This is a genomic window from Acidiphilium multivorum AIU301 (assembly GCF_000202835.1).
GTDB lineage: Bacteria > Pseudomonadota > Alphaproteobacteria > Acetobacterales > Acetobacteraceae > Acidiphilium > Acidiphilium multivorum.
Window position 1 is genome coordinate 1,657,945 of the sequence record NC_015186.1, and the last position, 13,723, is coordinate 1,671,667.

At 66.8% G+C, this 13,723-nt stretch carries 12 protein-coding genes; 7 read left to right on the forward strand and 5 right to left on the reverse strand.

The genetic code is table 11. From position 1 onward, the window contains the following. The first annotated feature begins 168 nt into the window (after positions 1–168). A complete protein-coding gene (gene ftsH / locus ACMV_RS07305; RefSeq protein ID WP_011942236.1) occupies positions 169–2,070 on the forward strand; it encodes an ATP-dependent zinc metalloprotease FtsH in 1,902 nt (633 codons plus the stop codon). Here the strand turns inward: ftsH and ACMV_RS07310 are convergent. Beyond that, positions 2,025–2,639, reverse strand: a complete 615-nt coding sequence (locus tag ACMV_RS07310) for an endonuclease/exonuclease/phosphatase family protein (protein ID WP_011942237.1) — start codon at positions 2,637–2,639, stop codon at positions 2,025–2,027. The two genes, ftsH and ACMV_RS07310, sit on opposite strands and share 46 nt — an antisense overlap. A 125-nt stretch (positions 2,640–2,764) precedes the next feature. Here ACMV_RS07310 and ACMV_RS07315 point away from each other — a divergent pair, with 125 nt between their 5' ends. Then, positions 2,765–4,168 carry a phospholipase D-like domain-containing protein gene (locus ACMV_RS07315; RefSeq protein ID WP_013640009.1) on the forward strand — a complete coding sequence of 468 codons (1,404 nt, stop codon included), beginning with the start codon at positions 2,765–2,767 and terminating at the stop codon, positions 4,166–4,168. Here ACMV_RS07315 and ACMV_RS07320 read toward each other — a convergent pair. Together ACMV_RS07320 and ACMV_RS07325 are read right to left on the reverse strand one after the other, a co-directional pair. Continuing rightward, positions 4,159–5,010 (reverse strand): alpha/beta hydrolase, encoded by an 852-nt coding sequence (locus ACMV_RS07320; RefSeq protein WP_007422957.1) that lies wholly within the window; start codon positions 5,008–5,010, stop codon positions 4,159–4,161. The genes ACMV_RS07315 and ACMV_RS07320 overlap by 10 nt on opposite strands. A 24-nt stretch (positions 5,011–5,034) precedes the next feature. Beyond that, positions 5,035–6,069, reverse strand: coding sequence for a polyprenyl synthetase family protein (locus ACMV_RS07325; RefSeq protein ID WP_013640010.1), 1,035 nt, complete (start codon positions 6,067–6,069; stop codon positions 5,035–5,037). Positions 6,070–6,162: 93 nt separating this feature from the next. Here ACMV_RS07325 and ACMV_RS07330 point away from each other — a divergent pair, with 93 nt between their 5' ends. Next, positions 6,163–6,369, forward strand: a complete 207-nt coding sequence (locus tag ACMV_RS07330) for a putative signal transducing protein (RefSeq protein WP_007422958.1) — start codon at positions 6,163–6,165, stop codon at positions 6,367–6,369. Further along, entirely contained in the window at positions 6,366–7,085 is a 720-nt protein-coding gene (locus ACMV_RS07335; RefSeq protein ID WP_013640011.1) for a tRNA1(Val) (adenine(37)-N6)-methyltransferase, read from the forward strand. Before ACMV_RS07330 ends, ACMV_RS07335 begins: the two co-directional genes overlap by 4 nt. An 8-nt stretch (positions 7,086–7,093) precedes the next feature. Here the strand turns inward: ACMV_RS07335 and ACMV_RS07340 are convergent, their stop codons facing one another. Further along, positions 7,094–7,561: a host attachment protein gene (locus ACMV_RS07340; protein ID WP_011942242.1), complete on the reverse strand. Its 468-nt coding sequence runs from the start codon at positions 7,559–7,561 to the stop codon at positions 7,094–7,096. A 225-nt stretch (positions 7,562–7,786) separates the two neighbouring features. Between ACMV_RS07340 and ACMV_RS07345 the strand changes: the two genes are divergently transcribed. After that, positions 7,787–9,346, forward strand: coding sequence for an acetyl-CoA hydrolase/transferase family protein (locus tag ACMV_RS07345; RefSeq protein ID WP_013640012.1), 1,560 nt, complete (start codon positions 7,787–7,789; stop codon positions 9,344–9,346). Here ACMV_RS07345 and dnaN read toward each other — a convergent pair. Then, positions 9,327–10,451 carry a DNA polymerase III subunit beta gene (gene dnaN, locus ACMV_RS07350; RefSeq protein ID WP_013640013.1) on the reverse strand — a complete coding sequence of 375 codons (1,125 nt, stop codon included), beginning with the start codon at positions 10,449–10,451 and terminating at the stop codon, positions 9,327–9,329. The two genes, ACMV_RS07345 and dnaN, sit on opposite strands and share 20 nt — an antisense overlap. Positions 10,452–10,649: 198 nt before the next feature. On the opposite strand from dnaN, the gene ACMV_RS07355 reads away from it, so the two are divergent. Beyond that, on the forward strand, positions 10,650–12,383 hold the full coding sequence (locus ACMV_RS07355) for an ABC transporter permease (RefSeq protein WP_013640014.1): 1,734 nt from the start codon (positions 10,650–10,652) through the stop codon (positions 12,381–12,383). 9 nt (positions 12,384–12,392) lie between these two features. Beyond that, positions 12,393–13,712 (forward strand): ABC transporter ATP-binding protein, encoded by a 1,320-nt coding sequence (locus tag ACMV_RS07360; protein ID WP_007422950.1) that lies wholly within the window; start codon positions 12,393–12,395, stop codon positions 13,710–13,712. The last annotated feature ends 11 nt before the right edge of the window (positions 13,713–13,723 follow it).

The window sequence follows — 13,723 nt, forward strand, 5'->3', positions numbered from 1 at the left end:
TGTCGAACCGGTCCGACGCCTTGTCAATTCACGTCTGACCGGCGGCAGCTCCGCATGAAATTTCGTTCTTTATTGATAATAATTCAACGAAACCGTCATTTGATCCCGCTCAAGGCGGGACCGGAGATCGCTGCTAAACTGGCGGGACAATTTCCGGGTCGGACGGATATGGACATCAAGCGCGAGCACAAGATCAATTTCTGGTTTCTCATCGCCGCCGTGATCGGTGTGCTGCTGATCCAGAACCTCCTCACCCGTCCGCCAGACGTGAAGGTGATTCCCTACAGCGAATTCCTCACCCTTGCGAAGTCGGGGGGTGTTGCCGACCTCCGGATCGACCAGGATAGGATCACCGGCCGCTTCACCAAGCCGCCGGCGAAAACACCGGCGACATTCGAAACCAACAGGGTCGAACCGGCGCTAGCCGCGACACTCGAAAAGACCGGGATCAGCTTCGCGGCGACGCCGGGGCCCACCCTGCTCGAGCGCGCGCTTGGCTGGGTGCTGCCGATCTTCCTCTTCGCGTTCATCTGGCTGTTCCTGATCCGCCGCATGTCCGGGGAGTCCGGTGTCGGCGGCATGATGTCGATCGGCAAAAGCCGGGCGAAAATCTATGTCGAGAAGGATATCAAGGTGACCTTTGCCGACGTTGCCGGCGTCGACGAGGCGAAGGCCGAGCTACAGGAAGTGGTCGATTTCCTCCGGAATCCGAAGGAATACGGCCGCCTCGGCGCGCGCGTTCCCAAGGGGATCCTGCTGGTTGGCCCGCCAGGAACAGGCAAGACGCTGCTCGCGCGCGCCGTCGCCGGCGAGGCCGGCGTGACCTTCTTCTCGATTTCGGGATCGGAATTCGTCGAGATGTTCGTCGGCGTCGGCGCGGCCCGCGTGCGCGACCTGTTCGAGCAGGCGCGACGGCAGGCGCCGGCGATCGTCTTCATCGACGAACTCGATGCGCTCGGCCGCGCGCGTGGCGGCATTTTCACCGGCGGCGGGCACGACGAGAAAGAGCAGACGCTGAACCAGTTGCTGACCGAACTCGACGGGTTCGACAGCAGCACCGGCGTCGTTCTCCTTGCCGCGACCAACCGCCCCGAAATTCTCGACGCGGCGCTGCTGCGTGCAGGTCGGTTCGACCGCCAGGTGCTGGTCGACCGGCCGGACCGCAAGGGACGCATTGCCATCCTGACCATCCATGCGAAGCGCATCACCCTTGCTCCGGATGTCTCGATCGAGCAGGTCGCGGCGCTGACGCCGGGCTTCACCGGCGCGGATCTCGCCAATCTGGTGAACGAGGCCGCGCTGCTCGCCACCCGGCGCCGGGCCGATGCCGTGACGCTGGAGGATTTCAACCAGGCGATCGAGCGCATCGTCGCCGGGCTGGAGAAGCGCAACCGGCTGCTCAACCCGCACGAGCGGGACATCGTCGCCCATCACGAAACCGGCCATGCGCTTGTCGCCATGGCGCTGCCGGGCGCCGATCCTGTGCAGAAGATCTCGATCATCCCGCGCGGGATCGCCGCCCTCGGCTACACCATCCAGCGCCCGCTGGAGGACCGTTACCTGATGGACCGGCGGGAACTGTTCCAGCGGATGACGGTGCTGCTGGCGGGCCGCGCCGCCGAATCCCTGGTATTCGACGAGGTTTCGACCGGGGCGGCGGATGACTTCGTGAAGGCCACCGAGATCGCCCGCAGCATGGTGCTGCGCTATGGCATGGTGCCGGAACTCGGCCTCGTGGCCTATGAAACGGACTCAGGCAGCGCCTGGCTCGGCGGTGCCTCGGCCACCGATCTCAGGCCACGCCGCTACGGCGAGCAGACGGCGGATGCGATCGACGCCGCGGTGCGGGATATTCTCGATACAGCGTTCGAGGCGGCGCGTCTCATCCTGCGGCAGAATCGTGCCCTGCTCGACGAGGTGGCGGATGATCTGCTGCGGCGGGAAACGCTCGCTGCCGCCGATCTGCAGCTCATCGCCGCACGGGTGATCCGGCCTGCTGCCCTGCCCTTCCTGCCCGCGCCGGATCAGCCTTCGGCGGCGGCGGCGGCGAGTGTCACCACGATCGGGTGATGATCGGAACTGCCGCGGCCGAGCACCCGGGCCTCATGCGCGTGCAGGTCGCGCACCATGCAACGGTCGAGCCGGAACGGCACCATCTCGCCGGCGCGGCAGGTGGTCTGCCTCGGGCCGACATCTCGATATCCCCTGAGCCGGATCGGGCCCACCGCATTGTAGTCGCCAACGATCACCGCCGGGCCGTCGATCTGCCGGGCGATATGGCGAAGCTGCAGGCGGTTGAGCATCTGCCCGTGCGAGAGATGGACGTTGGCGAAGGTGATTCCCTGCGCCTCCACCAGCAGGGCGAGGCGCGGCGGCACCCTTCCGGGCATGACCGAAGCCGGCAACCGCACCGTGCCGGGCTCAGCCAGCGGTGCGGGACTCCAGACGGCAAGCCCGTAGATCCGCCCCTGCATCGGCGCGCGATAGAACCATCCGCCGCAAAGATCGGTGACCTGGGCAATCGACTCGGTCGCTTCCTGCATCAGCATCAGGTCGGGCCGGTAATCCTCGATCAGCGCCGCGACCTCGCGGGCCTCGGCGCCCACGCGGCGGAGCAGGTTCCAGCTGATCAGGCGCATCGGCAAACCTCCCTTTGAGCACGCCGTCAGGCCGGCTGACGGCAGGACAATGCGAATGATATGGTAGCCTCCCCGCCCATCTTGTGTATGCATGGCGGCATGGCAGCCAATGACGAACGGCGCGGATGCGGCCGCTGATTTTCCTGCTCCTGCTGATTCATTGCGGAGTCGCCTTGGCGGTGACGCGGCACGCGCTGCTGCGCAAGGCGGATGTACGGGCGGCCCTCGGCTGGATCGCGATCGCCTGGCTGTCGGCAGTGATTGGCGGCCCGCTTTACCTTGCCTTCGGCATCAACCGGATCAACCGGCGCGCGAGCCGCCTCTCCGTCCGCACCGACTCGCTCGATGTCAGTTTCGGCGAAGCGACACCGCCCGACGCGCAACCCGCCATACAGGCGCTCGCCCGGGTCGGCCAGCGGGTCACCGGCGTTCCCCTGCAATCGGGCAACGCCGTTGCCATCCACCACGGCGGATCCAAGGCCTATCCGGCGATGCTGGAGGCGATCCGCGCGGCACGACACAGCATCGCACTCGCATCCTACATTTTCCGCGATGACCGCGTCGGCCGGACCTTCGTCGCCGCCCTTGCCGCGGCGCATGAGCGGGGGGTCGAGGTTCGTGTGCTGATCGATGGCGTCGGCGGCGGCTATCTGCGCGCGCCCGCCTTTCGCGCGCTGCGACGAGCCGGTGTGCCCTGCGCGAAGTTCCTGCACAGCTGGGCGCCGTGGCGGATGCCGCTGCTGAACCTGCGCAACCACAAGAAGCTGCTGGTGATCGACGGCGGCGCCGGCTTCACCGGCGGGCTGAACATCGGCGCCGAGAATCTCGCCCCCGACGATCCGTCCGACCGGGTGGACGATGTTCACCTTCGCGTGGAAGGGCCGGCCACACGGCAACTGATGGCCAGCTTCGCCCAGGACTGGCTGTTCACAACCGGCGAGACGCTCGAAGGTCCGGCCTGGTGGCCGCAGATCGGCGAGGCCGGCGTGACGCCCGCGCGCGGCATCCGCTCCGGACCGGATGGCGACCTGTTCAACCTCGAGACGATTCTCGGTGCTGCGATCACCCTTGCGGAACGGCGGATCAGGATCGTCACCCCCTATTTCCTGCCTGATCCGCAGCTGGAGTTCGCCCTTGCCCAGGCCGCGCTCCGCGGGGTCGAGTTGCAGATCGTGATCCCGGAGCGGAGCGATCACCGGTTGATGGACTGGGCGATGCGCGCGCATCTGCGCTTCTTCCGCGCCATCCGCCCGCATGTGCGGCTCGGCGCAGCGCCGTTCAACCACGCCAAGCTGGTGACGGTGGACGGCGCCTGGTGCCTGATCGGCAGCTCGAACTGGGACACGCGGAGCCTGCGGCTCAATTTTGAGTTCGATCTCGAATGCTACGATCCGGTCGTCTGCGCCAGGATCGACGCGTTGATCGACTCGAAAGTGGCGGCGGCGGCACCATTACGGCAGGGGCTCGAGACAGGGCCATTCGCGCCGCTACGCGACGCGGCCGCGCGCTTGCTCCTGCCCTATCTCTGAGGCAACAGGCCGAGCGTGGCTCTCGTCAGTTCCCCATCCGGCCGGCGCAGCTGATCGAGGATGGTGAAATGGTCGGCGCCGGCCACAGGCAGGAGCGGCCCCGGCGCATGACTGGCGGCACGCAGGGCGTGCAGATCGCGGCTGTCGGTAACCAGCGCCGCCAGTTCACGCGTGCCGTAGGCGATCGCGAGGGGCTTGTTCACGACCGGCAGGCGCAGGGGCGACAGCGTCGCGGCTTCCTCGTCGGTCAGGCGCAGCTTCTCGTTGAGGTAGGTGTCGCGCAGCGGCCCGAGTTCGAACACGCCGGAAATGGCAAACCCCGCCGTCACCCGCGGATGGCGCAGCCCCATCGCCGCGAGATGCCCGCCGGCAGACCAACCCGACAGCACGACCGGGCCAGCGACGCCGTGCGCGGCGCCATGTCCCGCCAGCCAATCCAGTGCCTGGTGGATTTCGGCGACAATGTCCGCCAGCGTGATCTCGGGTGCCAGGGTATAGCCTGGCAGGGCACAGGACCAGCCATGGGCGCGCACCCCCTCGGCCAGGCAGGCGAAATCCTCGCGCCGGTTTCGCTGCCAGTAGCCACCGTGGATGAACACGAGGCAGGGGGCGTTGGGATCTTCCGCGGCGTAGATGTCCCAGAGATTGCGCTCACGCGGGCCGTACCGCAGATCGAGCCCGGCGGCATGGCGGGCGCGGAATTCGCGCGAGGCGGCGATCCGTGCCTCGTTCAGCGCCGGGCTTTCGGGAACGGCCGCCGAATTGTCATAGGCGCGGTCACGCTCCGCCCGGCTCATCCGGCCCCATTCGGCACAGCGTCCGCGCAGATGCGGCGTGGTCATGTGGCGTCTCTCCGGGTAGCGGGTTCAGCGATGGCGGGAGACGGCATAATCAGCCGCCTCCATCATCAGGGCGCGCAGCGGATCGTCCGGCAGCGTGGCCAGTGCGTCCTTCGCCTTGCGCGCGAATGCGTCGGCCTCGCGGATGGTCTGGCCGATGGCGTCATGCCTGCGGATCAGATCGAGAGCTGTGGCGAGATCGGTTTCGGTCTGCTCGCCGTCCTCGATGGTACGGCGCCAGAACGCGCGCTCAGGACCATCGCCCGCCGCATAGGCCACCAGGACCGGATAGGTCAGCTTGCCTTCGCGGAAATCGTCGCCGACGGTCTTGCCCAGTTCGTTCTGGTCGGCCGCATAATCGAGTGCGTCATCGACGAGCTGGAACGCCATGCCGAGCGCCGCGCCGTAGCCGGCAAGCGCGCCGCACACCGCAGAGTCACGGTCGGCAACAACACCGCCCACCTCGCACGCCGCCGCGAACAGCGCCGCGGTCTTGCCCTCGATCACCTTGAAATAGCGCGGAATGTCCGTGCTGAGATCATTCTGGGTCGTAAGCTGGAGCACCTCGCCCTCGGCGATGGTAGCCGAGGCGTTGCAGAGAATTCGCAGCACGTCCAGCGAGCCGTCCTCGACCATCAGCTCGAAGGCACGGGCAAACAGGAAATCCCCCACCAGCACCGAAGCCTTGTTGCCAAACACGGCGTTCGCGCTCGCGAGCCCGCGGCGGAGGCCGCTTTCATCCACCACATCGTCATGCAGCAGCGTGGCTGTGTGGATGAATTCGACACATGCGGCGAGGTGGATATGCCGCTCGCCGCGATAGCCGCAGAGACGCGCCGCGGCGAGTGTGAGAAGCGGCCGCAGCCGCTTGCCACCCGCGGCGATCAGATGCGCAGCAAGTTGCGGGATCAGTTCCACATCGCTCGCCATGCGCGCGAGGATGGTGCGGTTCGTTTCCGTCAGATCGTCCTGAAGGACCACCGCGAGGCGATGCAAGGCATCTTCCTCCGGACGCGTGCGCGCCGTTCCGGCATCCTGTCCCGAGGTCAGCAGCCCATCCACAGCCGGTATCAACCTTGTGTTTCCATCTGGATCAGGACAGCATATCGGCGCGGGGGACAGAGGGTCAAGGCGGCCCGCGAGGGAGGAGACCGCATGGAAACGATCGTTGCGTCGACGGATACGATCCGCCTCAGTTTCCTGATGGCGCTCCTCCGCGATGCCGGACTCGCCCCGGTGCTGCTGGATCAGAATATCGCCGCGATCGAGGGCAATATCGGGGCGTTTCCCCGCCGGATCGCGGTTGCGACGGACGAGGCGGCGCAGGCCCGCCGCATTCTGCGCGAGGCCGGCGAGGCATGAGGCTTACCGAAGGCACCTTGCTTGCCGGTCGCATCCGCTACACCCAGGCCGCGACCGGGCATCGGACCGGAATCGAGCCCGTGCTGCTCGCCGCCGTCGTGCCGGCACGGCCGGGCGAACGGGTGATCGAGGCGGGAACCGGTGCCGGCGCCGGTCTTCTCTGCCTCAGCTATCGCGTGCCCGAACTCCGCGGAGTCGGCATCGAGCGGGATCCGGAACTGGCTGCCCTCGCGCGCGACAACCTGCGGACGAACGGCTTCGAGGGCACCACGATCATTACCGCCGACATCACCGGCCCACCGCTCACCGGCCCAGTCGACCATGCCTTCGCCAACCCGCCCTGGCGCCCGGTCGCCGACACCCCCTCGCCCGATCCCGGCCGCCGCCTCGCCTACGAGGCGCCCGGCGATCTGCTGCCGGCCTGGACCGCGTCTCTGACGCGATTGCTGCGTCCGCGCGGCAGCCTGTCGCTGATCCTCCCCGCGGCATCGCTCGATACCGCGCTCGAGGCGGCGCGCGCGGCGGGCTGCGGATCATTGCGGATCCTGCCGCTCTGGCCACGTGCCGGGAGGCCGGCGAAGCTGTTCATTCTCCGGGCAATTCGCGGCGGGCGCGGGCCGACCGTGCTGCTGCCGGGCCTTGTGCTGCACGAGGCCAGCGGCTTCAGCGAGGCCGCCAATCTCGTGCTCCGCGACGGCGCGGCCATCGACCTCTGAGCGGGCGATCACAATCGCGCGGGATGAATTCCGGCCGGCAATACCGCTTCCAGATGCGGCCAGAGTTCCTCATCCGGCACCTTGACGAGGTCGTGCTCGACGGTGCCGATCAGGTTGCGCGCCGGCAAGGGCGCCAGCGCGTCGCGCAGCGTCGGTATCAGCCGCGCAGGCGCAGCAAGGATCAAACCGCCGAAGCTGCCTTCGGGCAGCGCATTGAGTTCCGACGCCACGGTTCGGGCGAAGGCGATCTTTTCCGACTCGTGCGGGTCATGCCGCGGCTCAACCGCGTGATGCGCCGTCGAGCCGGTATGGAACGATGCGCCCGGCCCATCGCTGCGCAGTTCGGAGGAACGCAGATGCGCCGCCACCGATTCGAATGTGCGCTCGGTCTTGAGCTTGCCTGGGGGACGGAACCGCACGAAGCGCGCCTGCGCGCCATCGGCAATCACGACGAGGAGGTCTTCGCTGCTGGACATCGCTACACTCCGAATGGTCTTGACGAGACGATTCTAGGAGCAGGTTCCGCGGGCGGAAATCACTCGATCGGGTAGGTTTGCCGGCCGACGGCCTTGTCCGCAACGCAGCCATGTCCCCAGGCCGGCTCGTACGACCCGATCCTTGATCTGCCTCAATGAAACGTTCCGAAACGATCGGCAAAGCGCTTGCTCAAGAGGCGTGGCAACGCGGGGAGTTGAAGCGGAATGTATCGTGACCGGATCAGGCTGGAGACGCTCTGGGGCAAGGTGATGTCGGCCGAGGAGGCCGCGCTGTCGATCAGGGACGGGATGGTGATCGGCATGAGCGGTTTCACCCGCGCCGGAGACGCCAAGGAGGTGCCGGTGGCCCTCGCCGAGCGCGCCCGGCGTGATCCACTGCGGATCACGCTGATGACCGGCGCCTCGCTCGGCAACGATATCGACAAGACGCTGTCCGAGGCCAACGTGATCGCCCGCCGCATGCCCTTCCAGGCCGACCCGGCCCTGCGCCGCCGCATCAATGACGGCGAGGTGATGTTCATCGACCAGCATCTGTCCGAAACGGTGGAACAGCTGCGCGCACGCCAGCTTCGCCCGGTCGACATCGCCGTGGTCGAGGCGACGGCGATCAACGAGAAGGGCGGCATCGTGCCCACCACCTCGGTCGGCAACGCCGCGAGCTTCGCCGTGCTGGCGGAGAAGGTGATCGTCGAGATCAACATGACGATGCCGCAGGAACTCGAAGGCCTGCACGACATCTATTTCCCCTCGCGCCGCCCCTATCGCGAGCCGCTCGGGGTGATGCGGCCGAGCGACCGGATCGGCCTGCCCTATGTGCCGATCGACCCGCAGAAGATCATCGGCATCGTCATCACCAGCAAGGCCGACAGCCCCTCGCGCATCGAGCCGCCCGACGAGGACACCGCCGCGATCGCCGGGCACCTGCTGGAATTCCTCGACCACGAGGTGCGCGAGGCCCGGCTCTCGCCCTCGCTGATGCCGTTGCAGGCCGGCATCGGCAGCATCGCCAACGCGGTGCTGCACGGCTTCACCGAAAGCCGGTTCAGCAACCTCACCATGTATTCCGAGGTGTTGCAGGACAGCACGATCTCGTTGCTCGACAGCGGCCGCCTTGTCTTCGCCTCCGGCTCGTCGATGACGCTGTCGAAGCCGCTCTACGAACGGGTGCTCGGCGATATCGGCCGCTACCGCGACCGGCTGGTGCTGCGCCCGCAGGAAATCAGCAACCATCCCGAAATCGTCCGCCGCCTCGGCATCATCGGCATCAACACGGCGCTGGAGGCAGATATCTACGGCAACGTGAACTCCACCCATGTCGGTGGCACGCACATGATGAACGGCATCGGCGGCTCCGGCGATTTCGCGCGGAACGGCCATCTCTCAGTGTTCGTCACCAAGTCGCTGGCCAAGGGCGGCAAGATCTCCAGCATCGTGCCGATGGTCTCGCATGTCGATCATACCGAGCACGACGTGGACGTGATCGTCACCGAACGGGGGCTGGCCGACCTGCGAGGCCTTGCCCCGCGCGAGCGGGCGGCGCTGGTCATCGACAAATGCGCGCACCCGCTCTACCGCGACGCGCTGCGTGACTATTTCAACGAGGCCGTGCGCAGCCGTGGCGGGCAGACGCCGCATCTGATCGAACAGGCGCTGTCCTGGCACGCCCGTCTGCGCGAAAGCGGCTCCATGCAGGGGGTGAAGCCTCCGGCGCCGCGCCCGGAGGCCCCGGCGCGGCACCGCGGGGTCAGACCCGCATCGGCATGAGAACGAAAATCGCGCTCTCGTCGCCGGCGGCGCGCACCAGGGTCGGCGCCGCGCCGTCGGCGAAGCAGAACTCCACCTTGCCCTTGATCTGTTCCGTCACGTCGTTGAGGTAGCGGGCCTGGAAGCCGATTTCGAGCGGGGTGGCACGGTATTCCACCTGCTCGGCGTCGAGTTCCTCGGTTGCCGTGCCCTGGTCAGGGCTGGTCGCCGAAAGCACCAGGAGGTCGCGGCCGACGGAGAGTTTGACCGGCTTGTTTCGCTCGGAGGTAATCGCCGAGACGCGCGCCACTGCGGCGGAGAAATCGGCGGTCTCGACGCGCAGTATCTTGTCGTTGCCCGTAGGGATCACCTTCGAATAATCGGGATAGGTGCCGTCGATCAGCTTGCTGGTCATCCGCATGGTGTCCAGCTCGAACTGGATGCGGGTTTCCGAGAGCGCGATCGAGACATCGCCGGAGACCTCGTCGAGCAGCTTGCGGATCTCGTTCACCGTCTTGCGCGGCACGATGACGCCGGGCATCCCCGCGGCGCCCTCGGGCAGCGGTTCCTCGACGCGGGCGAGACGATGCCCGTCCGTCGCCACGGCGCGAAGCACCGGCACTCCCTCCGACTCGGCGGAATGAAGATAGATGCCGTTGAGATAGTAGCGGGTTTCCTCGGTCGAGATCGCGAAGCGCGTGCGGTCGATCAGCCCGCGCAGCGCCTGCGCCGGCACGGCGAAGCGATGCGTCAGCTTGCCGGCATCGAGCTTGGGGAATTCGTCGGTCGGCAGCACCACGAGCTTGGTGGCGTAGCGTCCTGCCCGCAGCGCGAGCGGCGCGTCACCGCCCGGATGGTCGAGCTCGATCTCGGCGTTGTCCGGCTGGCGGCGCACGATCTCGTAAAGGGTCGCCGCCGGCGCGGTGACAGAGCCGTCCCTCATCGTCGTCGCGGCGACCTCCTCGATCAGCGCGATCTCCAGATCGGTCGCGGCGATGGTCAGCCGGCCTTCCTTCACCGACAACAGCACATTGGCCAGGATGGGAATCGTGTTGCGTTTTTCGACAACGTTCTGAACATGGGCCAGCGCCTTCAGCAGCGTTGCCCGATCCGCCTTGAGCTTCATGCGATCCTTCCAGTCAGCCTGACCGGGCTGCCTCAGCACCCGGGTCTCGCTGCATAGCCCAGTTCGAACCGGAATTGAACCATCCCGCCGCCCGATGGTGGGTGACAGCGGCGAAAAGCCGGGCTAAGGCAGGGTCCGCGGGGTGCAGCGCCCGGCTTCAGTTCGACAATCGGCAATGATTTCAACGCGGATCGGCTCATGACCAGACCAGTCCCGCCCGCCCTTGTTCATGGCCGCCGGCTGCCCAATACGTGGGACGTCGCGGCGATGGCTCTCGTCTTCGCCCTGCTGATCGGGGTGGCGCACGTCGCGCAGGGCACGATGGCGCCCCTCGCGCGGATGAAATCGGGCCATATCCACCTGAATCCGGCGTGGCTGCCCGGCTACGCATTGCGCACGACGTTGCGCATGTTCGCGGCCCTGCTCGTCTCGCTCGGCTTCACCTTCACGGTCGCGACACTGGCCGCGAAGAGCCGGCGCGCCGCAATCATCATCATCCCGATCCTCGACATCCTGCAATCGATCCCGATTCTCGGCTTCATTTCCTTCACCGTGCTGTTTTTCCTGCATCTTTTCCCGGGACAGGAACTCGGCGCGGAACTCGCGGTGGTGTTCGTCATCTTCACCAGCCAGGCCTGGAACATGGCCTTCAGCTTCTATCAGTCGCTGACCACCGAACCGGCGGATCTGGTCGAGGCCTGCCGCAGCTTCGGCCTGACACCCTGGCAACGCTTCTGGCGACTCGACGTGCCGTTCGCCGTGCCGGGCCTCGTGTGGAACACTATGCTATCGATGTCCGGCGGCTGGTTCTTCGTGGTCGCGTCTGAGGCGATCACGGTCGGTCACACCACCTTCACCTTGCCGGGGATCGGCTCCTACGTTGCGGTCGCGCTGCAGCACCGCGATTTCGCTGCCATCGTCTATGCGCTGCTGGCCATGCTGGTGGTAATCCTGCTCTACGACCAGTTGCTGTTCCGCCCTCTTGTTGCCTGGTCGGGCAAATTCCGGTTCGAAACCGTGCCCTCCGCCGGCGAGACGGAACCCTGGGTCCTCCGCCTGCTGCGCCGGACCTTTCTTCTCCGCGCCGCAGGGGACTGGCTGAGCGACCAGTTTGCCCACGTCGTCCGCCTGCGCCTCGGCAGGGCCGACCGGAAGTTCGGGTCCGCCGGCCTCGACCGCGCCACCGGACGGATCGGCGACGCCGCCTTTTATGCGGTCGTGATCATCGCGGCCGGCGCCGCTGCCGCACAAGTGGTCGAGTTCTGCGCGCGCACGATGTACTGGAGCGATCTTGCCCAGTGCGTCGTGCTCGCCTTCTACACCCTTGCCCGCGTCATCGCGGCTTTGGTGATCTCCTGCGTGATCTGGGTGCCCGTCGGCGTCTGGGTCGGGTTCAGGCCGTGGGCAACGCGACTGGTTCAGCCAGCCGCGCAGTTCCTCGCCGCCTTCCCCGCCAACCTCGTCTTCCCCGTGGTGGTTGCCGGAATCGTGCATTTCCGCCTCACGCCAAACATCTGGCTGACACCGCTGATGATCCTCGGCACACAGTGGTACGTCCTGTTCAACGTCGTCGCGGGCGCCGCCGCGCTGCCAGGCGACCTGAAGGAAGCGGCTTCGAATTTCCGCCTGAGCGGGCTTCTCTGGTGGCGCCGGCTCATCATCCCCGGCATCCTGCCCTATTTCGTTACCGGCGCACTCACCGCGACCGGCGCGGCATGGAATGCCTCGATCGTTGCCGAGGTCGCCTCATGGGGCCATACCACGCTGGTCGCGCGTGGGCTCGGCGCCTATATCGCGCAGGCGACCATGGCCGGGAACACCAGCCGCATCGTGCTCGGCGTGGCCGTGATGGCGGCTTTCGTGCTCGGCTTCAACCGGCTGGTCTGGCGCCCCCTCTACGCCTATGCCAGCCGGCGCACCAATTTCGGATAAGGAGGAGAGATGGACCAGCAAACCGCGCCCGGCATCCTGCTCGATGTCCGCAACTGCCGGCAATCCTATCCGAAGGAAGCCAACAGCGAACTGGTCGTGCTCGACGACGTCAACGTGACGCTGCGCGAGGGCGAGATCGTCGGCCTGCTCGGTCGCTCCGGCTCGGGCAAATCGACGCTGCTGCGGATCATCGCCGGCCTGCTGCGCCCGACCCGCGGCGATGTGTCGTGGAAGGGTGCGCCGGTGCGCGGCCCGGTACGCGGCGTCGCCATGGTGTTCCAGAGTTTTGCTCTGTTTCCGTGGCTCACGGTGCAGGAAAATGTCGAGCTCGGGCTGGAGGCGCAGGGTGTCGCCCGGCGCGAGCGCGAGGAGCGCGCCGAGGAGGCGATCGACCTGATCGGCCTCGGCGGTTATGACGGCGCCTACCCCAAGGAACTCTCGGGCGGCATGCGCCAGCGCGTCGGCCTCGCCCGCGCGCTGGTCACCCATCCCGACCTGCTGCTGATGGACGAGCCGTTCTCGGCGCTGGACGTGCTGACCGCCGAAACCCTGCGCACCGACCTGATCGACCTCTGGTCGGAGGGCAAGCTTCCGGTCAAGTCGATCCTCATCGTAACTCACAATATCGAGGAAGCGGTATTGATGTGCGACCGCATCCTCGTCTTCTCGTCCGATCCCGGGCGGGTCGCGCACGAATTGCGCGTTCCCTTTCCACACCCGCGCAACCGGCTCGATCCGGCCTTCCGCAAGATGGTGGACGACATCTACGCGGTGATGACGCGGCGCAAGTCGCCGGCGGACCTGAAGGCCGAGGCCGCCCACCCGGCGACCGGCTTTGCCACGCCGCTCCACCCGATCGGCACCAACCTGATGTCCGGCCTGATGGAAACGCTCGCCGCCCCGCCATATGACGGCCGCGCCGACCTGCCGGCCCTCGCCTCCGTGCTGCAATACGAGGCTGACGAATTGTTGCCACTCGGCGAAACCCTGCAACTGCTGCGCTTCGCCGAACTTGAGGATGGCGATATCCGCCTGACCGAGCAGGGCCGGACCTTCGTGAATGCCGATACCGAGGAGCGCAAGAAGATCTTCGCCGCCGCCGCCCTCGCCAACGTGAAGCTGGTCGCCGCGATCCGCCAGGTGATCGACGAACGCTGGAACCATCGCGCCTCCGCCGTCCGCTTCCGCGACGAACTGGAAGATCACATGTCGCCCGAACGCGCCGAGGAAACGCTGCGCACCGCGATCTCCTGGGGCCGCTACGCCGAGATCTATTCCTACGACGAGGAAGCCCAGCAGTTCAGCCTCGAGGATATCGAGGAAGAATAGGGCCGTCTGAT